The 24,568-nt window shown below is 73.8% G+C and carries 21 protein-coding genes and 1 pseudogene; 11 read left to right on the forward strand and 11 right to left on the reverse strand.

Annotation, left to right across the window (positions count from 1 at the left end; translation table 11 throughout):
• Positions 1–68 precede the first annotated feature (68 nt).
• Positions 69–884 carry an alpha/beta fold hydrolase gene (locus ACFXMG_RS13985; RefSeq protein ID WP_383819442.1) on the reverse strand — a complete coding sequence of 272 codons (816 nt, stop codon included), beginning with the start codon at positions 882–884 and terminating at the stop codon, positions 69–71.
• A gap of 240 nt (positions 885–1,124) precedes the next feature.
• Here ACFXMG_RS13985 and katG point away from each other — a divergent pair, with 240 nt between their 5' ends.
• On the forward strand, positions 1,125–3,314 hold the full coding sequence (gene katG / locus ACFXMG_RS13990) for a catalase/peroxidase HPI (RefSeq protein WP_383819443.1): 2,190 nt from the start codon (positions 1,125–1,127) through the stop codon (positions 3,312–3,314).
• A gap of 125 nt (positions 3,315–3,439) precedes the next feature.
• Here katG and ACFXMG_RS13995 read toward each other — a convergent pair whose 3' ends face one another.
• Positions 3,440–3,739, reverse strand: coding sequence for a hypothetical protein (locus tag ACFXMG_RS13995; RefSeq protein ID WP_383819445.1), 300 nt, complete (start codon positions 3,737–3,739; stop codon positions 3,440–3,442).
• A gap of 140 nt (positions 3,740–3,879) precedes the next feature.
• On the opposite strand from ACFXMG_RS13995, the gene ACFXMG_RS14000 reads away from it, so the two are divergent.
• Entirely contained in the window at positions 3,880–5,121 is a 1,242-nt protein-coding gene (locus ACFXMG_RS14000) for an ROK family transcriptional regulator (RefSeq protein ID WP_383819446.1), read from the forward strand.
• Between the two features lie 8 nt (positions 5,122–5,129).
• Here the strand turns inward: ACFXMG_RS14000 and ACFXMG_RS14005 are convergent, their stop codons facing one another.
• On the reverse strand, positions 5,130–6,539 hold the full coding sequence (locus tag ACFXMG_RS14005) for a TerD family protein (RefSeq protein ID WP_383819448.1): 1,410 nt from the start codon (positions 6,537–6,539) through the stop codon (positions 5,130–5,132).
• Between the two features lie 311 nt (positions 6,540–6,850).
• Here ACFXMG_RS14005 and ACFXMG_RS14010 point away from each other — a divergent pair, with 311 nt between their 5' ends.
• The 4 genes and pseudogenes from ACFXMG_RS14010 to ACFXMG_RS14025 form a co-directional block, all read left to right on the forward strand.
• On the forward strand, positions 6,851–8,854 hold the full coding sequence (locus ACFXMG_RS14010) for an ABC transporter ATP-binding protein (RefSeq protein ID WP_383819450.1): 2,004 nt from the start codon (positions 6,851–6,853) through the stop codon (positions 8,852–8,854).
• Between the two features lie 108 nt (positions 8,855–8,962).
• Complete coding sequence (locus ACFXMG_RS14015) at positions 8,963–9,427, forward strand: SRPBCC family protein (protein ID WP_383819452.1); 465 nt, start codon at positions 8,963–8,965, stop codon at positions 9,425–9,427.
• A 116-nt stretch (positions 9,428–9,543) separates the two neighbouring features.
• Positions 9,544–10,023 carry a carboxymuconolactone decarboxylase family protein gene (locus ACFXMG_RS14020; RefSeq protein WP_383819454.1) on the forward strand — a complete coding sequence of 160 codons (480 nt, stop codon included), beginning with the start codon at positions 9,544–9,546 and terminating at the stop codon, positions 10,021–10,023.
• Positions 10,024–10,221: 198 nt separating this feature from the next.
• Positions 10,222–11,391: pseudogene (locus ACFXMG_RS14025) on the forward strand (SulP family inorganic anion transporter); the annotation flags it as partial.
• Positions 11,392–11,444: 53 nt separating this feature from the next.
• Here the strand turns inward: ACFXMG_RS14025 and ACFXMG_RS14030 are convergent.
• Both ACFXMG_RS14030 and ACFXMG_RS14035 read right to left on the reverse strand, forming a co-directional pair.
• Positions 11,445–11,783 carry a MazG-like family protein gene (locus ACFXMG_RS14030; RefSeq protein WP_383819456.1) on the reverse strand — a complete coding sequence of 113 codons (339 nt, stop codon included), beginning with the start codon at positions 11,781–11,783 and terminating at the stop codon, positions 11,445–11,447.
• A 37-nt stretch (positions 11,784–11,820) separates the two neighbouring features.
• On the reverse strand, positions 11,821–12,210 hold the full coding sequence (locus tag ACFXMG_RS14035) for a VOC family protein (RefSeq protein WP_383819458.1): 390 nt from the start codon (positions 12,208–12,210) through the stop codon (positions 11,821–11,823).
• Positions 12,211–12,620: 410 nt separating this feature from the next.
• On the opposite strand from ACFXMG_RS14035, the gene ACFXMG_RS14040 reads away from it, so the two are divergent.
• A complete protein-coding gene (locus ACFXMG_RS14040; RefSeq protein ID WP_383819461.1) occupies positions 12,621–14,204 on the forward strand; it encodes a polysaccharide lyase family 1 protein in 1,584 nt (527 codons plus the stop codon).
• Between the two features lie 11 nt (positions 14,205–14,215).
• On the opposite strand, the gene ACFXMG_RS14045 is transcribed toward ACFXMG_RS14040, so the two are convergent.
• The 4 genes from ACFXMG_RS14045 to ACFXMG_RS14060 all read right to left on the reverse strand — a co-directional run bounded on the left by ACFXMG_RS14045 (position 14,216) and on the right by ACFXMG_RS14060 (position 18,788).
• Complete coding sequence (locus ACFXMG_RS14045; protein ID WP_383819465.1) at positions 14,216–15,496, reverse strand: arginine deiminase; 1,281 nt, start codon at positions 15,494–15,496, stop codon at positions 14,216–14,218.
• An 88-nt stretch (positions 15,497–15,584) separates the two neighbouring features.
• The gene (locus ACFXMG_RS14050; protein WP_383819467.1) at positions 15,585–17,045 is read right to left on the reverse strand and encodes a basic amino acid/polyamine antiporter; all 1,461 of its coding nucleotides are present in this window, start codon (positions 17,043–17,045) and stop codon (positions 15,585–15,587) included.
• 141 nt (positions 17,046–17,186) lie between these two features.
• Positions 17,187–18,365, reverse strand: a complete 1,179-nt coding sequence (locus tag ACFXMG_RS14055) for an alpha-hydroxy-acid oxidizing protein (RefSeq protein ID WP_383819469.1) — start codon at positions 18,363–18,365, stop codon at positions 17,187–17,189.
• A 120-nt stretch (positions 18,366–18,485) separates the two neighbouring features.
• Positions 18,486–18,788 (reverse strand): hypothetical protein, encoded by a 303-nt coding sequence (locus tag ACFXMG_RS14060; protein ID WP_383819472.1) that lies wholly within the window; start codon positions 18,786–18,788, stop codon positions 18,486–18,488.
• Between the two features lie 119 nt (positions 18,789–18,907).
• Here ACFXMG_RS14060 and ACFXMG_RS14065 point away from each other — a divergent pair, with 119 nt between their 5' ends.
• A complete protein-coding gene (locus ACFXMG_RS14065; protein ID WP_383819474.1) occupies positions 18,908–19,912 on the forward strand; it encodes an aminoglycoside phosphotransferase family protein in 1,005 nt (334 codons plus the stop codon).
• Between the two features lie 57 nt (positions 19,913–19,969).
• Here ACFXMG_RS14065 and ACFXMG_RS14070 read toward each other — a convergent pair whose 3' ends face one another.
• Complete coding sequence (locus ACFXMG_RS14070; RefSeq protein ID WP_383819476.1) at positions 19,970–20,629, reverse strand: alanine racemase; 660 nt, start codon at positions 20,627–20,629, stop codon at positions 19,970–19,972.
• Positions 20,626–21,066 (reverse strand): SAV_915 family protein, encoded by a 441-nt coding sequence (locus ACFXMG_RS14075; RefSeq protein ID WP_383819479.1) that lies wholly within the window; start codon positions 21,064–21,066, stop codon positions 20,626–20,628. Before ACFXMG_RS14075 ends, ACFXMG_RS14070 begins: the two co-directional genes overlap by 4 nt.
• A 358-nt stretch (positions 21,067–21,424) precedes the next feature.
• Here ACFXMG_RS14075 and ACFXMG_RS14080 point away from each other — a divergent pair, with 358 nt between their 5' ends.
• From ACFXMG_RS14080 to ACFXMG_RS14090, 3 genes are read left to right on the forward strand one after another with little or no spacing between them, the layout of a single operon-like run.
• Positions 21,425–22,468 carry an NlpC/P60 family protein gene (locus ACFXMG_RS14080; protein ID WP_383819481.1) on the forward strand — a complete coding sequence of 348 codons (1,044 nt, stop codon included), beginning with the start codon at positions 21,425–21,427 and terminating at the stop codon, positions 22,466–22,468.
• Positions 22,469–22,514: 46 nt separating this feature from the next.
• Positions 22,515–23,081, forward strand: coding sequence for a Chromate resistance protein ChrB (locus ACFXMG_RS14085; RefSeq protein WP_383819484.1), 567 nt, complete (start codon positions 22,515–22,517; stop codon positions 23,079–23,081).
• Between the two features lie 35 nt (positions 23,082–23,116).
• Positions 23,117–24,292 (forward strand): MFS transporter, encoded by a 1,176-nt coding sequence (locus ACFXMG_RS14090; protein WP_383819594.1) that lies wholly within the window; start codon positions 23,117–23,119, stop codon positions 24,290–24,292.
• Positions 24,293–24,568: the final 276 nt, after the last annotated feature.

The following is a 24,568-nucleotide window of genomic DNA, read 5'->3' on the forward strand; positions in this document are numbered from 1 at the left end:
GGTCGGGCGCGCCGGTCCACGGATTTTCCGGCCGGGTACGGGCCCGGGGCGGGCCGGGGGCGTACGGGTCAGCGGCGCAGCGCGGCGGTGAAGGCGGCGAGTTCGCGCACGACCCGGTCCGGGTCCTCCCAGTACACGACGTGGCCGGCGCCCTCGTGGACGAGGAAGCGGGAGTCGGGGATCGCGTCGAGGATCAGCTGCTGGTCCGAACGGGTGAGGATCGGGTCCCGGTCGCCCCAGACGACGAGGGTGGGGACGAGGATCCCGGTGAGCGTCGCGGCGAGGTCCGTCTCCAGGAGCCCGCGCAGGGTCTCGCGCCAGACGTGGGCCGGGGCCTTCAGGCTCTCGCCGACGACGGTCTCCAGGAAGCCGGGCGCCACCCGGCCCACCGCGAGCCCCCGGGTGAACTCGGCGGCGAACGCCCGGTCCACCGGGTCCTCCATCGCCCGGACGGTCTCCCAGAGCGCGGCGACGCCGGGCTTGTCGGCGAGCACGGCCGGGACGCCGAGCAGCACGAGTCCGGCGACCCGGTCGGGCCGCCGTCCGGCCACGATCCGGGCCTGGACGCCGCCGCTCGAACCGCCGACGAGGACGGCCCGCTCGATGCCGAGCCGGTCGAGGAAGGCGACGAGGTCGTCGGCGAAGTCCTCCGGGAGGTACCCCTCCTCCGGTTTGCCGGCGTCGCCGTGGCCGCGCTGCGTGGGCGCGTAGGCGTGCAGGGCGGACGGCATGGCCCGCAGCATCGGCTCGAAGGTCCACCAGGAGTCGGCGTACCCGTGGACGAGGATGAGCGGGAGCCCGCTCCCGGGCCGCCCCGTCTCCGCGTACGGGAGCGTGGGGCGCCCGCCGCCGAGGACGGCATGGTGCACGGCGACACCGGCCATCGCCACCTCCTGCTCAGCCCCCGCTTCCCTGACACGGACTTTCCCAGGGTAGGGAGGCATTTCCGGGGCCTCAACAGGAACACCCCCGCCGGAACCGGGGGCCGTTCCGGTGAATTCCGCGCGAGCCGCCTCTGCGTGTTCGCGCGCCCGCGAGGACTCCGGTGCGCGACCATACGGACGCCGTCGCGGAAATACCGGCCGACGGCGGTACATACCGAGCACACAGGAAGAAGGCCGTACGTGACCGGCAGTGAGAGCGAGAACCCCGTCATTCCCTCCCCCAGCCCCACGCCGACCCGGCCCCGGAACAATCGGGACTGGTGGCCGAACCAGCTGGACCTCCAGGTACTCCACCGGAACGACCCGCAGGCCGACCCCCTTGACCAGGGGTTCGACTACGCGACGGAGTTCGCCGGTCTCGACGTCGAGGAGCTGAGGCGGGACGTCATCGCCCTGATGACGGACTCGCAGGAATGGTGGCCGGCGGACTACGGCCACTACGGGCCGCTTTTCATCCGGATGAGCTGGCACGCGGCCGGCACGTACCGCATCGCCGACGGCCGGGGCGGCGGCGGAAGCGGCGCCCAGCGATTCGCTCCACTGAACAGTTGGCCCGACAACGCGAGCCTGGACAAGGCGCGCCGGCTGCTGTGGCCGGTCAAGCAGAAGTACGGACAGAAGATCTCCTGGGCCGATCTTCTGGTTTTCGCCGGAAACTGCGCGATGGAATCCATGGGGTTCAAGACCTTCGGATTCGGATTCGGCCGCGAGGACATCTGGGAGCCGGAGGAGATCTTCTGGGGATCGGAGGACACGTGGCTCGGCGACGAGCGCTACAGCGGCGACCGCGAGCTGAAGGGCCCGCTCGGCGCCGTCCAGATGGGCCTGATCTACGTCAACCCCGAGGGCCCGAACGGCAACCCGGACCCGCTGGCCGCCGCCCGCGACATCCGCGAGACCTTCGCCCGGATGGCGATGAACGACGAGGAGACCGTCGCGCTCATCGTCGGCGGCCACACCTTCGGCAAGTGTCACGGCGCCGTCGACGCCGAGTACATCGGCCCGGAACCGGAGGCGGCGCCGCTCGAACAGCTGGGCCTCGGCTGGAAGAACACGCACGGCACCGGCTGTGGCGCCGACGCCCTCACCAGCGGTCTGGAGGGAGCCTGGACCAACTCCCCGACGACCTGGGACAACGGCTTCCTCGACAACCTCTTCCGGTACGAGTGGGAGCTGACCACCAGCCCCGCCGGCGCCCAGCAGTGGAAGCCGAAGGACCCGGCCGCCCAGGGCACCGTCCCCGACGCGCACGACCCGTCGAAGCGGCACGCCCCGATGATGCTGACGACCGACCTCTCCCTGCGCATGGACCCGGTCTACGCGCCGATCGCCCGCCGCTACCACGAGAACCCCGAACTGCTGGCGGAGGCGTACGCCAAAGCCTGGTACAAGCTGCTCCACCGCGACATGGGCCCGCTCTCGCGCTACCTCGGCCCGTGGGTGCCGGAGCCGCAGCTCTGGCAGGACCCGGTGCCGCCGGTCGACCACGACCTCGTCGCGGACGAGGACATCGCGTCCCTCAAGGAGCGGATCCTCTCCTCCGGCCTGAGCGTCCCCCAGCTGGTCACCACCGCCTGGGCCTCGGCCGCGAGCTTCCGCGGCACCGACAAGCGCGGCGGCGCCAACGGGGCGCGCATCCGGCTCGCGCCGCAGAAGGACTGGGCGGTCAACGACCTGCCCGAGATCACCGAGGCGCTGCGCACCCTGGACACCCTCCGGGAGGAGTTCGCCGCCGGACGGAACGACGGCACCCGGATCTCGCTGGCCGACCTGATCGTGCTTGGCGGCTGCGCGGCGGTCGAGCAGGCCGCCAAGGACGCCGGCCACCCGGTGACCGTGGCGTTCGCCCCGGGGCGGACGGACGCCACCCAGGAGCAGACGGACGTCGAGTCGTTCTCGGTCCTCGAACCGCGCGCCGACGGCTTCCGCAACTACCTGCGGCCGGGCGAGAAGCTGTCGCCGGAGACGCTGCTGCTCGACCGGGCCGCCATGCTCACCCTGACCGCGCCGGAGCTGACGGCGCTGGTCGGCGGGATGCGGGCGCTCGACACCGGGCACGGCGGGCAGCGCCACGGCGTCCTCACCGACCGCCCCGGCAGCCTGACCAACGACTTCTTCGTCAACCTGCTGGACATGGGGACGGAGTGGAAGGTCTCCGAGCGGGACGAGAACGTCTACGAGGGCCGCAACCGGGCCACCGGCGAGGTGCGGTGGACGGGCACCGCCGTGGACCTCGTCTTCGGCTCCCACGCCCAGCTGCGGGCCCTGTCGGAGGTGTACGCCGCGAAGGACGCGGGCGGGAAGTTCGTCCGTGACTTCGCCGCCGCCTGGTCGAAGGTGATGAAGCTGGACCGCTTCGACCTGCGCTGACGGCGGCGCGGGCTCGTGGTCCCGCGAGTCCGGACACGGGCCGGCGCCCGGACGGTCGTGCTGCGGCCGTCCGGGCGCCGGAGTCGTACGAGGAGAAGGAGAGACAGAGAGGGGGGTGACGGGCGTCAGGTGGAGATCTCGGGGAGCAGACCCATGACCGGCGCCGCCTGGTCGGTGAGCTGGTGCAGCTGGTGCAGTTCGTTGACCCGGCTCAGTCCGCCGAGCTGCTCACCGACGCCGGGGTAGCCGGCGCGGGCCTCCTCCGTCATGCCGGTGGTGGCGAGGGCGTCCAGTTCGGCGATCGGGCTGATCGGCGGGCCCAGCGGGCCGGCGGGCGCGGCGACGGCCTGCGAGGCGGCGCCGCCGAGGCAGGTGAACGCCGCGGCGACGGCGAGGACCGAGGAGATGCGTCGAGGTGAGGTCACACCCTCACAACGGAACGTTCCGCCGGGGGACACGCGCCCCGCCCCGGCGTCCTCCGAACGGGCCACGCGCACCCTCCGGGGGCCCGGACCCGCGCTGTAGGCTGGCCGTTCGAACGAGGCCACGCGCGTGCGGAGGGCAATTGACCGAGCTCGTCCGCGGGACACCCGGACTCGTACGGGCGGTCAACGACCGCGCCGCCCTGCACCTGCTGCTCCGTCAGGGGCCCCTCACCCGGCCCGAGATCAGCCGCCTCACCGGCCTCTCCAAGCCCACCGCCTCCCAGGTCCTCGCCCGGCTCGAAGAAGCCGGTCTCGTGGTCGGCAACGGACTGCGCACCGGCCTGCCGGGACGCGTCCCGGAGACGTACCGGGTCAATCCGGCGGCGGCGTACGTGGCGGCCGTCGACGTGACCCCGGAGTGGATCGCCGTGCGGGCGGCGGACGTCACCGGCACGGTGCTCGGCGAGGCCGAGGCCCCCGTCCCGGCCGGCGCGGGCCGGGAGGAGCTGGTGGAGGCGCTGCGCGCGGCGCTCGGCCGGGTGCCCACCCCGGAGCCGCCGAGGCGGGTCGTGGTCGGTGTGCAGGGCGCGGTGGACCCGACGACCGGCCGGCTGACCCACGCCAGCGAGGAGGACATGGCGGCCTGGCTCTTCCCCGACGTGGAACGGACGCTCGGCGAGGCCCTCGGCGTGCCGGTCCGGATCGAGAACGACGTGAACCTCGCCGCCGTCGCCGAGCGCGCGCACGCGGCCGCCGACTGCCCGGACTTCGTCCTCCTGTGGGCCGACGAGGGCCTGGGCGCCGCCCTCGTCTTCGGCGGCCGCCTGCACCGCGGCCACTTCGGCGGCGCGGGCGAGGTCGGCTACCTCCCCCTCCCCGGCGCGCCCACCGCCCGCGAGGCCGGCGACCACTACGGCCGCCACGGCTACCAGGAGCTGGCGGGCGGCGACGCGGTGCGGGACCTGCTGCACGCGCACGGGGTGCCGGGCGCGGACTTCGCGGAGACGGTGGCGGAGGCGGTACGGCGGGCGGGTGGTGAGGAGACCGGGGCGGGCGTCGGGGAGGGCGTGGGGGACGGTGTCCGGGCGGCGAGGGTGGGGCTCGGGCTGGTGGCGGGGCGGCTCGCGGCCGGGCTGGCCTCCATCGTGACCGTCGTCGATCCGGGGCTCGTCGTGCTCGCCGGCCGGCTCTGCGCGGCGGGCGGTGAGCCGCTGCGCGCGCTGGTCGAGCGGGAGCTGCGGGTCCTCGCCCATTCCCGGGCCCGGATCCGGCTGTCGGCCGTGACCGGGAATCCGGTGCTGGCCGGTGCGCTCGACCTGGCGCTGACGGCGGCCCGCGAAGAGGTCTTCGGCGGGCCGCCACCCGTCACACGCAGTTTCTGACCCGCCCCTCAGCGGCCCCGGGAGAGCCAGCCCTTGCGCTCGGCCGGGGCCGGGGTCTGCCAGGGGTTAGCAGCGGCTGCGCCGGGGAAGAGCGGGCCGGTACGCGGCTGGACGCGCTTGAGACGGGCGCGCCACGGGCCGTCCGCCGCCTCGAACTGGATGATGAGGGGCCCCTCGGGGAGCGGTACGGTCTCCCGCCGCTTGCCGATCTCGTTGACGACGTTCTCGTCGCGCGGGAGGGCGGCGGGGTCGTCGTGTCCTGCCAGTTCGAAGAGGTTGACGATGAGGTTGTCGTCGCCCCGGTAGCGGATCGCCAGATCGGCGACGCCGCCGGTGTGCAGGAGCACGTCGGGACCCTGGAAGTCCACCTCCTCCTCGGTCACCCGCCGGGCGGCGGCGAGCGGCGAGACCTCGACCCGCCAGTGGCCCTCGGCCTCCAGCCGGAACCGCAGGGTGCCGTGGGAGGGGACGACGGCGAGGACCCGCCCGAAGTACTGGTCCTCGGTGCTGTTGACCAGGTTCTCCTTCTCCTTGTTGCGCCGGTCGAGCACCGTCAGCCCCGTGTAGCCCGCCTCCGGCACCTCCAGCTGCACGACGACGGGCCCCGGCGGCAGCCCGTCCACCGTGATCACCTCGTTGTCCCGCCCGGTCTCCGTGTACGGCGCGAACACCGGCCCGTACGTCCACGCCTCGTCCTGAACGGGCGGCGCGAACGCGGGGGCGGGGGCGGGAACGGGGGCGGGGGCGGGGGCGGGGGGTGAGAAGGCCGGGGCCGGAGCAGGGGCCGGGGCCGGGAGCGAGAACGCCGGGGCCGGAGCCGAGAAGGCCAGCGGGATCGTGGCCGCCGACGTCGGGGCGGGTGACGGCGGCGCGGGTGAGGTCGGGGCGGGTGAGAGCGGTGCGGGCGACGGCTGGGGCTCCGCTCCGGCGACGTGGACGCCGTGGTCGGTGGCCAGGCCCTCCAGGCCGTTGGCCCAGCCCTGTCCTACGGCCCTGAACTTCCAGCCTCCGGCGCGCCGGTAGAGCTCGGCGAGGACCATCGCGGTCTCGCCCGCCGCGTCCGTCACTTCGTAGCTCGCGACGGGGGTGCCGTCGGGGGCGAACGCCTCGACGGCGAGTCCGGGGACATCGCGCAGGGCGCCCCGGTCCGTGGAGCCGACGACGAGGACGCGGGTGACGTCCGGTTCGAGCACCGGCAGCCCGATCTCCAGCCAGTCGATTCCGTCCGGCGCCCGGGTGAGGAGCACGGCACCGTTCGGGTGCGCGGGCTGTCCGTGGAAGACCACGTCGGCGTCGCCCCGGACGAGCCCCCGCTCGGTGAGGAGGAGCGCCATCGCGTCCATCCCCCGGCCGCGTACGGCGATCCGCAACGGCACCGAGGGCACGAAGCCGTTGCCCCCCTTGATCAGCGTCGTCATCGCGCTCGAACCCTTCTTTCCGTATCCCCACCTGGTCGAACAGGAAGATCCTCCGCGACGCCCGGCCCCGCCGACAAGTGCCGCACGCCGGAGCCCCGTCCACCGTCACCGTCCGCCGGGACCGTCTTCGGCGTTTCGGCCACCGCCCACACGTGTCCGGCTCCTCTCGCGCCAAGGGTCGGTGTATCCCGCACACGCGCCCGATCGCTCTCCCATGCGGTTCTCGCCCCGTCCGAAATACACGCGTTCGAAAGACGGAGAGGGTCGTTGAGCCGCGTGACACCCCCTCACCCCCGCTCCCGGGAGGCTCCGTGCACCCTTCTCCGTCCCGTCCCCCGCTCCACCCGTCCCCGCCCCCTCCGATGCCGCTGCCGCTGCCGCCCTCGGCCGTCCCGCCCCCGTCCGGCGGCGACGGCGACCTCACCGAGGGCATGGAGGCGGCCTACTGGACGGCCCACGACGAGGCCGCCGCCCGGGCCACGGTGCCGCAGGTGCTGCTGCGGCTCCCGGTGATCGTGGGCCGGATCGGGCGCCTGGCCTGGCGGGCCGATCCGCGCGCGACGGCGGCGGTCGCGGCCGGGCAGCTCGCCGCCGCCGCGCTCGGCGCGTTCGGGCTGCTCGCCTCGGTAGGGGTGCTGCGGGAGCTGTTCGCCCACGGGCCGACGCCCGAGCGGGTCCGGGCGGCCGTCCCGGGCCTGCTGCTCGTGGTGGGCCTCCTCGCGCTGCGGGCGCTGCTGGACGCGGGGGTGGGGGTGGGGGTGGCCCAGGCGCGGGTGACGCCCCGGATCCGTACGGCCCTGGAGTGCGAGTTCTTCCGGCTCACCGCGCATGTGCCGCTGGCGGCGGTGGAGGACGCGAACTGGCACGACGAGGTGCACCGCGCGTACGACCAGGGCCTGTTCCACGCCCGGCAGATCGTCGGCCGGGTCGTCACCCTCGCCTCCGCCGCCCTCGGGCTCGCCGGCACCGTCGGCGTCCTGGGCACCCTCCATCCGGCGCTGCTCCCGCTCGTCCTGCTGTCCGTGCTGCCGGCGGGCGCGGCGGCGGTCCGCAGCGCACGGGCCCGGTTCCACTCGTTCAAGCGGTGGAACGCGCTCCAGCGCCGGGTGCGGGTCTTCTCCTGGCTGCTGCTCGACCAGGACGCGGCGGCCGAGGTCCGTTCGGACACCGCGCAGGGGGCGCTGCTGGACGAGCACCGGCGGCTGGTGACGCGCATCGCGGAGGAGGACAGGAGGCTGGGCACGCGGGCGGCGCTGCTGCACCTGGGCGGGCGCGGGGTCGGCGGACTGGGCACCGGTGTCACCTACGCGGTGCTGGGCGGGATGATCGTCGGCGGGTGGCTGGCGCCCGCGGTGGGCGCGGCGGCGGTCCTGGCGATCCAGGCCGGGCAGTCGGCGCTGACGCGCCTGGTGGAGACGGGCCAGCTGGTCTACGAGCACGCGCTGTGGGTGGACGACCTGCTGGCCGTGCAGGAGCGGTGCCGGAGCCTGCTGCCGCGCCGGGGCGGCCTCCCGGCGCCCTCGCGGGTCCGGACGGTGACCCTGGAGGACGTCTCCTTCACCTACCCGGGCAAGGACCGGCCGGCGCTGCGCGGGGTGACGATGACGCTGAGGGCGGGCGAGACGGTCGCCTTCGTCGGGTTCAACGGCTCAGGGAAGAGCACCTGCGCCAAGCTGCTCGCCGGGCTGCACGAGCCGCAGGAGGGCCGGATGGGCTGGGACGGCGTGGACGTGCGGAGGCTGGACGGCGAGTCGCTGCGGGCGCGGGTGGCGTGCGTGCTCCAGGCGCCGGTGCGGTTCCCGTTCAGCGCGCTGGCGAACGTGACGGTGTCGGCGGGTTCGCTCACCGAGGCGGATCCGGAGCGGGTGATGGCGGCGGTACGGGCCTCCGGCGCCGACGGGGTCGTGGGGCGGCTGCCGGGGCAGTGGGAGGCGCTGCTGTCGAAGCGTTTCCGGGGCGGTCAGGAGCTGTCCGGCGGGCAGTGGGCGAAGGTGGCGGTGGCGCGCGGCCTGTACAAGGACGCGGCGCTGCTGCTGCTCGACGAGCCGACGGCGAGCATGGACCCGCCGTCGGAGCACGCCGTGTACGAGGCGGTGCTGCGGGACCGGGGCCGTACCGACCGGATCACGGTGCTGATCTCCCACCGGCTGGCGAGCGTGGCCGCGTGCGACCGCGTGTACGTCTTCGACGGGGGCCGGGTGGTGGAGGCGGGCACCCACGAGGAGCTGCTGGCGCTCGGCGGCACGTACGCGGGCATGTTCGCCCTCCAGGCGGGCGGCTACCGCGGGCGCGGTGAGGGGGCGGCCGGCGGCTGAGCGGCGGTGGACCGGGCTTCCGCGAGTGCTCCGCCCCGGGCGGGGCACTCGCGGGGGTGTGGGGCCGGTTCGGGCCGCTCCGGTCCGGGCGCCCGAGGAGGTGACGACGTGGTGCACGACACGATCAGCGTCGACGCGCCGCTGCGGCGGGTGTACGACCAGTGGACGCAGTTCGAGGAGTTCCCGCGCTTCATGCACGGCGTGGTGGCGGTGGAGCAGACCGACGACCGGCATCTGCACTGGCGGACCGGGATCGCCGGGATCCGGCGGGAGTTCGACGCCGAGATCGTCGACCAGCTGCCGGACGAGCGGATCGCCTGGCGGACCGTGGGCGGCGGCGTCCGCCAGCATGGCGTCGTCACCTTCGAGCCGATCGACGCCACGCACACGCGCGTGCGGCTGTCGATGGAGGTCGAGCCCGAGGGGATGGCGGAGCGGGCGGCCTCGGCGCTGGGCATCGTGTCGAGCCGGGTCTCGGGCGACCTGAGGCGGTTCAAGGACTTCGTCGAGGACCGGCACGCGGCGACCGGCGCCTGGCGCGGCCGCCTGCGCCCGGAGGACGTACGCCGGTGATGATGGCTCCGCTTGTTCGGGATGTCTCTCTTATCCGTGATGTCTCTGCTTGTTAGGGAAGATGGACCTCACGCCCCGCCGCACCCGCGCGGGCGGACCCTGAAGGAGAGCGGACAGTGAGCGATGCCGTCGCGGCACCGGCAGGGCAGCGGATCCTCATCGACAAGCAGACCCCCGACGCCTACAAGGCGTACGTCCGGGCGGCGCAGACCGTCCGGGCCGCCGCCGAGGACGCCGGACTCGACCGGATCCTCGTCGAGCTGGTGAACCTGCGCGTGTCGCAGCTCAACGGCTGCGCCCACTGCCTCGACACCCACACCCGCGCCGCCCTCCGCGCCGGCGAGACCCCCCGCCGCCTTGGCGTGCTCGCCGCCTGGCGGGAGACGGAGGTCTTCACCCCGCGCGAGCGGGCCGCGCTCGCGCTCGCCGAGGCCACCACGCATCCGGCGGAGGCCGACGCGCAGGACCGGGCCTACGCCGGGGCCCGCGAGGTGCTGGACGACGCCGCGCTCTCCGCCGTCGTCTGGGTGGCCATCACGATCAACGCCTTCAACCGGGTGTCGATCCTCAGCAGGCACCCGGTGCGCCAGGGCTGACCCCCGGGCGGCCGGACCACCGGTCGAACGGGGTGGGTAGAGTCTCCGGGTCCCCACCCGCCGGCCGATCGCCCGGGTGCTCACCCTCCCCGTACGACAGGCCCGCCTCTCTTGCCCTCCCCCACCACCGTCACCCCTCCCACCCCTCCCACCCCTGCCGCCCCGGCTTCCCCGAGGGCCGGGTCCCGGCTCCGTGCCCTGAACCCCGGATGGACGCGTGACCCACGGGTGTGGCGGACGGAGGTGCTGGCGGGGCTCGTCGTCGCGCTGGCACTGATCCCGGAGGCCATCGCCTTCTCGGTGATCGCGGGCGTCGATCCGGCGCTCGGGCTGTTCGCCTCGTTCACGATGGCCGTCACGACCGCGATCGTCGGCGGCCGGCGGGCGATGATCTCGGCCGCCACCGGGGCCGTGGCGCTGGTCATCGCCCCGGTGAACCGGGAGCACGGCGTTCCGTTCCTGATCGCCACGGTGATCCTCGCCGGCGTGTTCCAGATGGCGCTGGGGCTGGTGGGGGTGGCGAAGCTGATGCGGTTCGTCCCGCGGCCGGTGCTGGTCGGCTCGGTGAACTCGCTCGCGGCCCTGGTCTTCCTCGCGCAGCTCCCCGAGACCCGGAACGTGCCGATGAGCGTGTACGGGCTGATCGCGGCCGGGATCGGACTGCTCGTCCTCCTCCCGCGACTCACGACCCTGGTGCCCGCGCCGCTCGTCACGATCGCCGTCCTGACCCTGGTCACGGTGGCCGCCGGGATCGCCGTACCGACCGTCGGCGACCGGGGCGCGCTGCCGTCGGCGCTGCCCGTGCCGGGCCTGCCGGACGTGCCGATGACGCTCGGCACGCTGGCGACGATCGCGCCGTACGCCTTCGCCGTCGCCCTCGTCGGTCTCGTGGAGTCGCTGCTCACGGCGCAGCTCGTCGACGACCTCACCGGCACGCCGTCGAACAAGACCCGCGAGTCGGTCGGGCAGGGCGTCGCGAACGTCGTCACCGGTCTGTTCGGCGGGATGGGCGGCTGCGCGGTGATCGGCCAGACGATGATGAACGTGAAGGTGGCGGGCGCCAGGACCCGGCTCTCCACCTTCCTCTCCGGCGCCTTCCTGATGGCCCTGTGCGTCGTCCTCGGCCCGATGGTCTCCCGGATCCCGATGGCCGCGCTGGTGGCCGTCATGGTCATCGTGTCGGTCGCCGCCTTCGACTGGGAGTCGATCGCCCCGCGCACCCTGCGGCGGGCCCCCGTCGGCGAGACCGTCGTCATGCTGGTCACCCTGGCGTGCGTCCTGGTCTCCCACAACCTCGCCCTGGGCGTGATCATCGGCTCCCTCACCGCCGCCGCCGTCCTCACGCGCCGAACCACCCGCCGCGCGGAACAGTCGAACGCATCGGCCTGACCCCCCGCCCGCGCGGACCGGTGCGACACGCCTCAGGAGGCAGGGGCTTCCCCGGTCGGGAGGGAGCGCTGGGCCACCCTGCGCAAGTGGCCGGCGAAGACCTCGGGGGCGTCGGGGGTCAGGGTGCGGAGGGCGACCATGGCGGTGATGACGACATCGCAGAGTTCGGACTCCACGTCCTCCCAGCTGTGGCTGGTGCCCTTGCGCGGGTTCTGGCCGGTCGCCCCGATCACCGCCTGGGCCGCCTCCCCGACCTCCTCGGAGAGTTTGAGGACGCGCAGCAGGATCTCCTGGCCGGGCGGCATCGTCTGATGGGCCGTGAGCCAGTCGTGGAGCCGGGTGACCGTGGTCCAGGTGTCTTCGTCGCTCATGCCCGCAGCCTGCCAGGTCTCCCGGCTCCGGGGGCCGTCAGGAGGCCGGAACGTCCTGGGGGTACCAGCGGAGTTCCACCGTGTTGCCGTCCGGGTCCTTCACGTAGACGGACTGGGCGGAGCCTCGGGCGCCCCAGCGCGGGACGGGGCCCTCGACGACGTCGAACGTGCCGGATCCTATGACCTCCTCCCAGTCGAGCGGGTCGACGACGAGGCAGATGTGGTCCACGTTCGACTCGCCGCGCGGCCGGGAGAACAGGTCGATGACGGTGCCCTCGTCGATCCGCACGGACGGGAACGGCACCTTCCCCGCCCGCCACTCCTCGACCCTCTCCGGCGCCAGACCGAGCGGGCCGGTGTAGAAGGCGAGGGCCCGCTCGACGTCGGTGACGTTGAGGACGAGGTGGTCGAAGGCTTTCACGCGCATGCGGGGTCTCCCGTGTTTCCGTTCGATGGTGCCGGCTCCACAGGGGCGATGACGATGACGATGACCGCCGCTGTACGCGGCATGCCGTGCCGTCGCGTGACCGCGCCGCGCCGCCGGACCGCACCTCCCCCGTGCAGGTCGTGCCTATCACGGAGGCCCCGCCGCCACCCACCCGTTTCCCCGCCCGTCGGAGTGCCGAGATCGCCGCCTCTCGTGGGAGCGATCCCACCTCTCCCCAGGACCCACACGTTCCGGCCGTGTCCGAAGTCTTGTCAGGTACTCGATCCCACCCCTATCGTCACCCGCCAGAAAGCGCTTTCTAGCGCTTCGGCCCAGGGACGGGACTCACGACGACAACGTCACGCGCCGCCATCGACCGGCGCGGGCGACTTATGAAAGGGCAGGCGAGCATGGGACGACGCTCCCCCTCCACGCGGCTCCAGGCGGCTCTGGCCGCCATGGCGGTCGCGGCCGCCACCGGCGTGATCCTGACCATCCCGGAGGCATCGGCCGCGGTGGCCGGAGGCGCCACCGGCTACGCGACCCAGAACGGCGGGACCACCGGCGGCGCCGGCGGGCAGACCGTCCGGGCCACCACCGGCACCGAGATCCACGCGGCCCTCTGCGGGCGCGCGTCCAGCAGCACCCCGATCACCATCCAGGTCGAGGGCACGATCAACCACGCCAACACCGCCAAGGTGTCCGGGAACAGCTGCAACACCGCCGCCGGGGTCATCGAGCTCAAGCAGATCAGCAACGTCACCCTCGTCGGCGTCGGCGCGGGCGCCGTCTTCGACCAGGTCGGCATCCACATCCGCGAGTCGAGCAACATCATCATCCAGAACGTCACCGTCCGGAACGTCAAGAAGTCCGGCTCCCCCACCTCCAACGGCGGCGACGCCATCGGCATGGAGAGCGACGTCCGCAACGTCTGGGTGGACCACACCACCCTGGAGGCGTCCGGCGGCGAGTCCGAGGGCTTCGACGGCCTGTTCGACATGAAGGACAACACCCAGTACGTGACGCTCTCCTACAGCGTGCTGCGCAACTCCGGCCGCGGCGGCCTCGTCGGCTCCAGCGAGACCGAGCTGAGCAACGGCTTCATCACCTACCACCACAACCTGTACGACAACATCGACTCCCGCGCCCCGCTGCTGCGCGGCGGCACCGCCCACATGTACAGCAACCACTACCGGCAGCTGAACGAGTCGGGCATCAACTCCCGCGCCGGCGCCCACGCCAAGGTGGAGAACAACTACTTCGAGGACTCCAAGGACGTCCTCGGCACCTTCTACACGGACGCGGCCGGCTACTGGCAGGTCGCGGGGAACGTCTTCGACAACGTGACCTGGTCCCCGGCCGGCACCGACTACCGCCCGGCCGGCCCGAACCCGACCTCCAACGCGACCGTGTCCGTCCCCTACGCCTACGGCCCGGACAGCGCCTCCTGCGTCCCGGACGTGGTCGCCCGCACGGCCGGCGCGGGCAAGGGGCTGCTGGTCTCGGACGGCTCCTGCACCCCGCAGACCCCGAGCCCGACGCCCACGGTCACCACCACCGCCACCCCGACCCCGACCCCCACTCCCACCCCGACCCCCACGGCCACCGCCACCACCGCCCCGCCGACCGGCACCAACCTCAGCATCGGCGCCGGTGCCGACGGCTCCAGCAAGGCCGACGGGACGAGCTACGGCAACGTCCGCGACGGCAGCCTCACCACCTACTGGTCGCCGGCCGGCACCACCGGCGCGGTCTCGGTCAAGTGGGGCTCCCCGACGACGATCTCGTCGGTCCGCGTCCGTGAGGCCGCCGGGGCGGGCACCGTCACCGGCTGGCGTCTGCTGAACGCCGACACCGGAGCCGTACTCGCCACCGGAAGCAGCGTCGGCACGGGCGCGGTCTCCTTCCCGGCGACCTCGCTGAGCAAGGTCACCTTCGAGGTCACCGGCGCCACCGGCACCCCGCGCGTCGCCGAGTTCGAGACGTACGCGTAGCGGTCGGGGCGTCAGAAGTCGATCGGGTCGCGGACGAGGGGGCAGGTCATGCAGTGGCCGCCGCCCCGTCCGCGGCCCAGTTCCGCGCCGACGATGGTGACGACCTCGATGCCCGCCTTGCGCAGCAGCGTGTTGGTCTGGGTGTTGCGGTCGTACGTGAAGACCACGCCCGGCTCCAGGGCGACGGCGTTGTTGCCGCTGTCCCACTGCTGGCGCTCGGAGGCGTACACGTCGCCCCCGGTCTCGATGATCCGGAGCCCCGGCAGGCCGAGGGCCTTGGCGACGACGTCCGTGAAGGGGGTGTCGCCCTCGTCGGTGATCTCGACGCCGGGGGCGCGGTCGGAGGGGCGCAGCGAGAAGCTGTGCACGGCGTCCACGATCCTCGGGTAGAGGGTGACGACGTCGCGGTCGGCGAAGGTGAAGACGGTGTCGAGGTGCATGGCGGAGCGCAGCTTGGGCATGCCGGCGACGACGACGTGCTGGGCGGCGCCGTTCTCGAAGAGGGCGCGGGCGACCTGGGTGATGGCCTGCCGTGAGGTGCGTTCGCTCATGCCCATGAGGACGACGCCGTTGCCGACGGGCATGATGTCGCCGCCCTCGAAGGTCGCCTGGCCCCAGTCCCGTTCGGGGTCGCCCCACCAGACGGTGGCGTCCTTGAAGTCCGGGTGGTGGGTGTAGACGGCCTTCATCAGGAGCGTCTCGCCGTGCCGGGCGGGCCAGTAGAGCGGGTTGAGGGTGACGCCGCCGTACAGCCAGCAGGTGGTGTCGCGGGTGTAGAGGGTGTTGGGCAGCGGCGGCATCAGGTACTCACGGGCGCCGACGCCCTCGCGGGCCAGGGCCGCGTAGCCGGAGCGGACGTCCTGGGGCAGGTCGGCCGTGGACAGGCCGCCGATCAGGTAGCCGGCGAGTTCGCGGGGGGCGAGGGAGTCGAGGAAGCCGCGGGTGTCGTCGATGAGCCCGAGGCCGACCTCGTTGGCGATGATCTTGCGGTCCAGGAGCCACGCCCTGGCCTCGGGGAGGGCCATGGTCTCGGTGAGCAGGTTGTGCAGTTCGACGACCTCGACCCCGCGCTGGACCAGCTTGTTGACGAAGTCGGCGTGGTCGCGCTGGGCGTTCTCCACCCACATGACGTCGTCGAAGAGGAGGTCGTCGGAGTTGGTCGGGGTCAGCCGGCGGTGGGCGAGGCCCGGCGAGCAGACGAGGACCTTGCGGAGCCGGCCGACCTCGGAGTGGACGCCGAGGGGGCGGGCGGCGGCGGGGGACGGCGTGGTGAAGGCGCTGTCGTCGGTCACGGGGATGCCTTTCGCGGTACGGGGGTGACTTCCGGGACAGGAGTGGCTTCCGGGACGGGGGTGACTTCCGGGACAGGGGTACGCGGGCTCACAGCTCGATCCAGCCGGCGGCGAGCGCGATGACGCCCACCACGGCACCGGCCACGGAGACGGCGCAGATGACCGCCTCCCGGGGGGAGAAGAGGCGCCTGCCCTGTTCCCGGCGGGCCTTGACGAAGAGCAGGGTGGCGGGGGCGTAGAGGATGAGGGAGACCAGGACGAACTTGAACCCGGCCGCGTAGAGCAGGAACGCCGTGTAGAGGGTGGCGAGGGCGGCGACGACCAGTTCGCGGCGGGTGCTCTTCCCGGCCACCCCGTTCTCCCGGGGGCGCAGGGCGATCTTGAGGGCGAAGCCCGCGGCGAGGAGGAAGGGGATGAGGCTGAGGGCGCTGGTCAGGTCGAGGGCGAAGTTGAAGGCGTCGTCGGAGAAGGCGGTGACGACGAGCACGACCTGGCTCAGCGCGGTCGTCATGAGCAGGGCGGGCGCGGGGACGTCGTTCGCGGTGGCGCGGCCGAGGAAGCGGGGCATGTCGTCGTCCTTGGCGGCGACGAAGAGGACCTCGGCGGCCATCAGGGTCCAGGCGAGGTAGGCGCCGAGGACGGAGACGATCAGGCCGACGCTGACGAAGACCTTGCCCCAGGTGCCGACGGCCGCCTCCAGCACGCCCGCCATGGAGGGCTGGCGCAGCTCGGCGATCTCGCTCATCGGCAGGATGCCGTACGACACGATGGTGACCGAGGCGAAGACGGCGAAGACGCTGAGGAAGCCCAGGATCGTGGCGCGGCCGACGTCCTCGCGCCGCTTGGCGTGCCGGGAGTAGACGCTGGCGCCCTCGACGCCGAGGAAGACGAAGACGGTGGCGAGCATGGTGCCGCGGACCTGCTGGAAGAGGGAGCCCGCGTAGTCGGCGCCGCCGAAGTTGTCCGCGAAGACGGAGGGCTTGAAGCAGAACAGCGCCAGCAGGACGAAGACCAGGATGGGCACGATCTTGGCGACCGTGACGATCCGGTTGATCGCCGCCGCCTCCTTCACGCCGCGCCGGATGAGCAGGAAGAACGCCCACAGGCCGGCCGAGGACAGGACGATCGCGAGGGCGGTGTCGCCGTCGCCGAGGGAGGGCGCGATGGCGCCGACCGTCGACATGATGAGCACCCAGTAGGTGACGTTGCCGACGCAGGCGCTGGCCCAGTAGCCGAAGGCGGAGAAGAAGCCCAGGTACTCGCCGAAGCCCGCCTTGGCGTACGCGTACACACCGGCGTCCAGGTCGGGGCGGCGCACGGCGAGCGTCTGGAAGACGAACGCGAGCATCAGCATGCCGGTGCCTGCCACGGCCCAGGCGATGAGCGCGCCCGCGACGCCGGTCTCCTGGGCGAAGCGCCGGGGCAGCGAGAAGACGCCGGCGCCCACCATGGAGCCCACGACCATCGCGGTGAGCGTGAGCAGGCTGAGTTTGACCGCCGGTGAGGCTCCGCCGGAGGCGGCCTCGGCGCTGGGTTCCGCTGTGGTCATGGGCGTACCTCACCGGTGCGCTCGCGCCGGTGGGCGGCGCGAGGTGACGAGCGTCGGGCCGATCAGACTCTATGCCGCTCTCACCACTTACGCCCGTTTTGTACGATCACGCCGCCCGGGCGCCGGAGCCCTCACGGCCCGTCAGAGGCGGCGCAGGGCTCCCTCCGCGCGCAGGTCGGCGAGGGTCGGGTAGCCGTCGACGGCCATGATCAGGTCCGCCTCGGCGAGGAGGGAGCGCAGGACGTGCACGACGCCGTCCTCGCCGCCGGCCGCCAGACCGTACGCGTACGGGCGGCCCACGCCGACGGCGGTGGCGCCGAGCGCGAGCGCCTTGATCGCGTCCGCGCCGGTGCGGACGCCGGAGTCGAAGAGGACCGGCAGTCCGTCGGCCGCCTCGACGACTCCGGGGAGGGCGTCGAGGGCGGGCAGTCCGCCGTTGGCCTGCCGGCCGCCATGGTTGGAGCAGTACACGGCGTCCACTCCGCCGTCCCGGGCGCGGCGCACGTCCTCGGGGTGGCAGAGGCCCTTGAGGATCAGCGGCAGGTCGGTGAGGGAGCGCAGCCACGGCAGGTCGTCCCAGGTCAGGGGATTGCCGAAGACGCCGACCCATTCGAGGATCGCGGCGCCGGGGTCCTCCTCCGGCGCCTTGGCGAGGCGGGCCCGGAAGACGGGGTCGGAGGTGTAGTTGGCGAGGCAGTGGCCGCGCAGCTGCGGGAAGTTGCTCGCGGCGAGGTCGCGCGGGCGCCAGCCGGTGACCCAGGTGTCGAGGGTGACGACGATCCCCCGGAACCCGGCGGCCTCGGCCCGCCGCACCAGGCTCTCCGCGAGGTCCCGGTCGGTGGGCGTGTACAGCTGGAAGAAGCCGGGGGTGTCGCCGAACTCGGCGGCGACCTCCTCCAGCGGGTCCACGGTGAGCGTGGAGGCGACCATGGGCACGCCGGTGCGGCGGGCCGCGCGGGCGGTGGCGAGGTCGCCGTGCCCGTCCTGGGCGCAGAGCCCGATGACGCCGACCGGGGCCATGAAGAGCGGGGTCGGGAGCTGGAGCCCGAAGAGGTCGACGCCGAGGTCCCGCTGGACGGCCCCGACCATCATCCGGGGCACCAGCCCCCACCGCTCGAAGGCGGTCACGTTCGCCCGCTGGGTGAACTCGTCGCCGGCGCCGCCCGCCACGTACGACAGCACCGACGGCGGCAGCGCGGCGCCCGCGCGGGCCTCCAGCTCGGCGTAGGTCATGGGCAGGCCGGGGAGCACTCCGCCGAGTCCGGCGAGGTAGATCTCGTTCTGGTAGTCGCCGTACCGCCCGCCGAACGCGCCGCTCATCGTGGCTCCCGCCCTTCCCTCACCGCCCCGGACCGGGCCCGCCCCGGCCACCGGTGGCGCCCACGGTGCCAGCCCACCGGCCGGAACACCATGGTCCGGCACGCCTTGGTCCGGCGTCGGTCAGAACGGGACCTCGGGGCCGGGTCCGTGTCCGGGCAGGTGGAGACACATGCGGAGTTCGTCCTCCGGTACGGCGGTGACCTGCCGGCCCCAGTGGTCGGTGAGGCGCCGGGCGACGTCGAGGAGGCGGCGGCGGTCCTCGGGCGTGTGGGCGGGGAAGCTCACCCGGCCCCGGGCGGAGATCGCGTGGCCGAGTTCGCCGAAGAGCACGTCGCGGAAGCGCCGCTCCTCCTCGTCGGTCAGCGGGGAGAGCACGGGCTCTTCGGTCATCGGCCGGACGTTGTACAGCTCCCGGGGCTCCATGGGATCGCCGCTCCTTCCGTGGCGTGGGCGCCGTGGCATGGGCGCGGGGCCGAGCCTAACGGCCCGGCGGCGGGCATATTCCGGTGCGTCCGGGGGCGGGCCGGTGATGGAATCGCCGGATGCACGGGAACGACGGACGGACGGGCTTCGAGCGGACCACGGTGGTGGACCGGGGGCGGTTCGCGGACGCGGTGACCCCTTGGGACGACGACGCGTGGCGGCGGGAGGTGCTCGGCTGGGCCGAGGGGGTCCTGGACGGGCACGGGCTGGTGGAGACCGGCGCGCGGGAGGTGCGGGTGCGCCCGTGGTCGGTCCTCGTCCGCCTCCGCACCGGCGAGGGCGCGCGGGACGCGGTCTGGCTGAAGGCGGGTGCCCCGTCCAACGCCTTCGAGGCGGGGCTCGCCGGGGCGCTCGCCGCGTGGGTGCCGGAGCATGTGATGACACCGCTCGCGGTGGACGCCGGGCGCGGCTGGTCGCTGCTCCCCGACGGCGGGCCGCTGTTCCGGGGCGTCCTCGACGCGGGCGGGGCGGGCCCGGAGGCGTGGGTGACGGCGCTGGGCCAGTACGGCGCGATGCAGCGGGCGCTCGTCCCGTACGCGGACCGGCTGGACGGGCTGGGGGTGCCGGGGGCCCGGACGCGGGAGCTGCCGGAGGTCTTCGACGCGCTCGTCGCGGGCAACCCCCTCTTCGACGCGGACGAGCGGGCCGCGCTGCTGCGGCGGCGGCCCCGGCTCGTCGACCTGTGCGCCGAGCTCGACGCGTACGGGCTGCCCGAATCCCTCGACCACTGCGACCTGCACGACGGGCAGATCCTCGCCCCGTCCCCCGGCCGCTTCACCTTCTTCGACTGGGGCGACGCCTGCGCCGCGCCGGTCAGGGAGGTGAGGGAGCGGTACGGCCCCGAGCACGTCGCCCCGATGGTGGACGCCTATCTGGAGCACTGGACCGGTCTCGGGCCTTCACCGGCAGAGCTGCGGCGCGCGGCGGTCCTGGCGGTCCGGCTCGCGGCGCTGGGCCGGGCGGGCTCCTGGTTCCGGCTCTTCCCCGGCACGCCGACCGGCGACAGCGAGGAGTCCGCCGCCTCCTGGGTGCGGGAACTCTTCGCCGCCGCCGACGAGTGGTGAGGTTCATCGACGGTCAGACAGGCAGTCAGATGGTCAGTCAGCCAGCCAGTCAGACGGTCATGGGTGGGGGGCTGACCCGGCGGGTTCGACGAGCAGCCGGGGCACGAGCAGTCCTGCGACGGCGCAGCTCTCGGCGAGCGCGGCGCGGAGCCGGCGGGCGAGGGCGGTCGGGTCGAGGACCGGTTCGCCGGGCCGGTGCGCGGTGCCCGGCCCGCAGCCGAGGACGAGCTCCGGCAAGACGACGCCGTGGGCGTCCCTGACCCGGGCCATGAGTCCGACGAGCCGCCGCAGGGCGGTGAGACAGGACTTGGTCTCGGTGATCCGGCAGCCCAGGTGGCAGTAGAGGCCGGTGAGTTCGATCTCCGGCCGGCCGAGGAGGCTGACGACGGCGTGCTGGGCGTGGCCGTCGCGCAGGGAGAGGCCGGGCTCCCCCTGCTCGCCGATCCCGGGGGCCACCCGGAGCATGACCTTCTGGCGGCCGCGCGGACCGACGACGGTGGCGAGCCGGGCGATCTCCGCCGGGCGGTCGATGACGATCCGGCCGACGCCGAGGCGCAGTGCGGTGTCGAGGTCGGCCGGTGCTTGCGCGATGCCGTGCAGGAGGATCCGTTCGGGCGGGAAGCCCGCGGAGACCGCGTGTTCGAGTTCGGCGGCGGAACGGACGCCGAGGCCGAGAAGGTCGACGGGTGTGCCCTGCGCGTCGGCGGTGAGCGTCATGCGGCGCTCCCCCTCGCGGGCGCGTCGGAACGGCGCATGCACGGCGTCCCGGTGAGCGGGGGCAGAGCTTCCTCCGCCGGCGGCTGCGGTTCCTCCTGCGGCGGGGGTTCCGAGGCGAAGGGGGCGGTGAGGACCGGGTCGACGGTCAGGGCGCGGATGCCGAGGGGGCGGGTGAGGGCGCGCAGGGCGGGCTCGGAGAGCGGGATCCAGGGCTGGGCGTCCCCGAGGGTGGCGCGGAGCCGTTCGGGGGTGGTGAAGGCGACGGCCGTGCGGGCGCCGACGGGCGTGCGGTAGAGGCGGGTGGTGACGCCGTGCTCTCCCGGCCGGACGGGCACGCAGAGGCGTCCGGCCGGGACCGGTTCGAGAGGCTCGTTGTCCTTCGGCCCGGGAGCCGGTTCCACGGGCCCTCGGTCGTCGGCGAGCGGGGTGCGGGGCATGGGGTCCTCCTGGTCGGGTGCGGCCCCGGCGAAGATTCGCAGGGGTCCGCCCTCGCAGCTTTGCCCGGTGCGGGGCGGATCATCCGCCTCCGCTCCGTGTCCCTGACGCGGTCCTGACGCCGACCGGGACGACTCTTGACGCTTTCGCCACGTCCGGGCGCCTGTAGGGCCGTTCGGGCCGCCGATGGGGCCTCGGGCGGGTGTCTCTCTCCCCGGACAGGCGTGCGCCGCTCGCCGAACAGGCGTTGCCGCCCACCGGACACACATTGCTACTAATCCTCTAAGCTGCTTAGTATTCACGAGCCTTCGCACCCGCTGCCGAACTCCGGCCGCCGACCGAGGAAGAGGGAGCTCCGCCGTGCCGTCGCACCGCCGCCCGAAGCAGCCGCACCCCCGCCATCACACCGGCGTCGTGACCGCTGCGGCGGCCGCCGCCGTGGTCCTCTCCGCCCAGCCGGCCACCGCCGATCCGCTGCCCGACCCCACCAAGAAGGGCGTCCAGGCGCAGGTGGACCGGCTGTACGAGGAGGCGACGCAGGCGACGGAGAAGTACAACGGCGCGAAGGAGCGTGCCGACGGGCTCCGCAGGGAGGTCGGCAACCTCCAGGACGCGGTGGCGCGCAAGCAGGCCGGGCTCAACGAACTCCGCGACCGCATCGGCCTGCTGGCGGCGGGTCAGTACCGCGCGGGCGGTATCGATCCGGCGCTCCAGCTCTTCCTCTCCGCCGACCCCGACACGTATCTCGCACGCGCCACGGCCCTCGACCGGGCCGGCGACCGGCAGACGGCGGCCCTCAGGACCTTCCTCGACGAGCGGCGGACGCTACGGCAGCAGCGCGACGAGGCGTCGGAGCGGCTGCGCGACCTCGGAGCCGTACAGCGGGAACTGGGGGAGCGGAAGGGCGAGATCCAGGGGAAGCTGCGCGAGGCGCGGCGCCTGCTCAACACCCTGTCCGCGAAGGAGCGGGCGCGGATCGCCGAGGCGGAGGAGCGGGCGAACCGGGCCAGCGCGCGGGTGGACCTCGGCGACCGGCCGAGCGCCACCGGGCGGGCGGCGGCCGCCTTCGCCGCCGCGCAGAGCCGGGTCGGGCTGCCGTACGTGTGGGGCGCGAGCGGCCCGTCGTCCTTCGACTGCTCGGGGCTGACCTCGTGGGCGTTCCGCCAGGCGGACGTCTCGCTCCCCCGCACCTCGCAGGCGCAGGCGTCGGCCGGGACCCGGATCGACCGGCTGTCCGACCTGCGGCCCGGGGACCTGATCGTGATGCGGACCGACCTCAGCCACATCGGCTTCTACGCGGGAAACGGCCAGATCCTGCACTCCCCCAAGCCCGGCGCGCAGGTCCGCTACGAGTCGATCGCCCGCAGCGGGATGCCGTTCATGTGGGGCGTACGGATCGGCTGACGCTGACGGCACACAGGGGAATGTAACGGCTGCTACATTCCCTGGCGTGACAGAGAAAGCGCACGCCGTCCGCTGGCTGCTCCTGGTGGTCAAGCTGCCGTCCGAACCCTCCCGGCACCGGGTCGCCGTCTGGCGCGAACTGCGCAAGGTCGGCGCGCTCTCGCTCGGTCAGGGCGTGTGGGCCGTGCCCGACGTGCCCGCCTTCGAGGGCGGGGTGGCCCGCGCCCTCGAACTCACCGGGCGCGCCGGCGGCGAATCGATCCGCCTCGACGCGACCGGACGCGGCCCCGAGGACGCCACCCGCTTCGCGGCGCTGTTCACGGCCGCGCGGGAGGACGACTGGACGGAGTTCCTCGCCGACTGCGGGAAGTTCGAGGAGGAGATCGCCAAGGAGATCCGTACGGCCAAGTTCACCCTCGCCGAACTGGAGGAGGAGGAACAGTCCCTGGAGCGGCTGCGCCGCTGGCACCGGGACCTGACGGCCCGTGACGTCTTCGGCGCCGCCCTCGCCGGACCGGCCGGGCAGCGGCTCGCGCACTGCGTCGCCGTCTGCGAGGAGTACGCGGAGCTGGTCTTCCGGGCGCTGCACCAGGCGGACGGTGAGGAGCGGTGACGCGGGAGCCGGCCGCCTCGTGGCGGATGTGGCGGATGTGGCCGCTGTACGCCGCCGGGTTCACGACCGCGTTCGGCGCCCACGGGGTCGCCGCCGTGCTCGGCGGGGACACCGACGACGTCGTCGGCTCGCTGCTGATGCTCGGCGCGCTGCTCGCCCTGTACGACGGGGCCGAGGTGCTGCTCAAGCCGCTGTTCGGTTCGCTCGCCGACCGGATCGGCGCCCGTCCCGTCATGATCGCGGGCCTGATCGGCTTCGCCGCCGCCTCCGCCGCGTACGTCGTCGCCGACAGCCCCGGCTGGCTGTGGGCGGCCCGGCTCGGCCAGGGCGCCGCCGCCTCCGCCTTCTCGCCCTCCGCCTCCGCGCTGGTCGCCCGGCTCAACCCGGCGGCCAAGCACGGGCGCGCCTTCGGCTCGTACGGCTTCTACAAGTCGATCGGCTACACCCTCGGCCCGCTGCTCGGCGGCGCGCTGATGTGGCTCGGCGGGCTGCGGCTGCTGTTCGGGGTGATGGCGGCGCTGGCCGCGCTCGTCGCCCTCTGGGCGCTCCTCGCGGTGCCGCGCGTACCGCCGCTGCCGCGCTGCCGCCAGACCGTCGTCGACCTCGCCCGCCGCCTCACCGACCCGGTCTTCCTGCGGCCGACGGCGGCGCTGGCGGCGGCGACCGCGGCCCTGTCGGTCGGCGTCGGCTTCCTGCCGGTGTCCGGCGCGGCCGCCGGGTACGGCACGGTCGCCACCGGCGCGGCGGTCTCCGTCCTCGCCCTCACCGCGGCCGTCGTCCAGCCGAAGGCCGGACGCGCCCTCGACGCGGGCCGGCTGACCACCGGCACGGGCCTCACGACGGGCCTGCTCGTCACCGCCGCCGGTCTCGGCTGCGCCGCGATCCCCGGCCTGCCCGGCATCCTCCTCGCCGCCGTCCTCATCGGCACGGGCACCGGCCTCATCACCCCCCTCGGCTTCGCCGCGCTCGCCACGTCGACGCCCAAGGAGCGCCTCGGCCAGACCATGGGCTCCGCCGAACTGGGCCGCGAACTGGGCGACGCGGGCGGCCCCCTCCTCGTCGCAGGCGTGGCGACCGTCGCGGGCCTCGCCCCCGGCTACGCCGTACTGGCCGCCGTCATCGCGGCCGGCCCGCTCATCGGGCTCGCCAGATCCTGGCGGGGAGGTACGGCTCCGAGCGCGGCGAGCGGGGACGGCCCGGCGGCGGGCTGACGGGCGGCGGCGTAGGGCCCGCCATGGGGCTCTGCGCTGGCACTTCGTGTCTCCGTGCGGTGCGCCGGTCCGACCTGAGCAACGGACCTCGATACGGGGAGGGGGTATGAATTCCCCAGGGAGGTCGGGGCCGCTGCCACCCGCCGGGGCGGGAACGGCCGGATGGCACCGCGTGCCTGGTGGGAGGGGACCGGGAAGTCGGCTGGACGGAGGGCCAGGAGAGCTGGAAACCTCGGCGGTTGAGGACTCGATCATCGGTCCCGTACGTGCGCCGCC

The organism is Streptomyces sp. NPDC059201 (assembly GCF_042754585.1).
In the GTDB taxonomy this organism is placed as follows: domain Bacteria; phylum Actinomycetota; class Actinomycetes; order Streptomycetales; family Streptomycetaceae; genus Streptomyces.

What these genes read in the sequence shown, in the direction of transcription:
- ACFXMG_RS13985 (WP_383819442.1), bottom strand. Translation starts at nt 884, where the DNA reads ATGGCCGGTGTCGCCGTGCACCATGCCGTCCTCGGCGGCGGGCGCCCC.
- ACFXMG_RS14005 (WP_383819448.1), bottom strand. Translation starts at nt 6,539, where the DNA reads ATGACGACGCTGATCAAGGGGGGCAACGGCTTCGTGCCCTCGGTGCCG.
- ACFXMG_RS14030 (WP_383819456.1), bottom strand. Translation starts at nt 11,783, where the DNA reads ATGAGCGACGAAGACACCTGGACCACGGTCACCCGGCTCCACGACTGG.
- ACFXMG_RS14035 (WP_383819458.1), bottom strand. Translation starts at nt 12,210, where the DNA reads ATGCGCGTGAAAGCCTTCGACCACCTCGTCCTCAACGTCACCGACGTC.
- ACFXMG_RS14040 (WP_383819461.1), top strand. Translation starts at nt 12,621, where the DNA reads ATGGGACGACGCTCCCCCTCCACGCGGCTCCAGGCGGCTCTGGCCGCC.
- ACFXMG_RS14050 (WP_383819467.1), bottom strand. Translation starts at nt 17,045, where the DNA reads ATGACCACAGCGGAACCCAGCGCCGAGGCCGCCTCCGGCGGAGCCTCA.
- ACFXMG_RS14055 (WP_383819469.1), bottom strand. Translation starts at nt 18,365, where the DNA reads ATGAGCGGCGCGTTCGGCGGGCGGTACGGCGACTACCAGAACGAGATC.
- ACFXMG_RS14060 (WP_383819472.1), bottom strand. Translation starts at nt 18,788, where the DNA reads ATGGAGCCCCGGGAGCTGTACAACGTCCGGCCGATGACCGAAGAGCCC.
- ACFXMG_RS14065 (WP_383819474.1), top strand. Translation starts at nt 18,908, where the DNA reads ATGCACGGGAACGACGGACGGACGGGCTTCGAGCGGACCACGGTGGTG.
- ACFXMG_RS14070 (WP_383819476.1), bottom strand. Translation starts at nt 20,629, where the DNA reads ATGACGCTCACCGCCGACGCGCAGGGCACACCCGTCGACCTTCTCGGC.
- ACFXMG_RS14075 (WP_383819479.1), bottom strand. Translation starts at nt 21,066, where the DNA reads ATGCCCCGCACCCCGCTCGCCGACGACCGAGGGCCCGTGGAACCGGCT.
- ACFXMG_RS14090 (WP_383819594.1), top strand. Translation starts at nt 23,117, where the DNA reads ATGTGGCCGCTGTACGCCGCCGGGTTCACGACCGCGTTCGGCGCCCAC.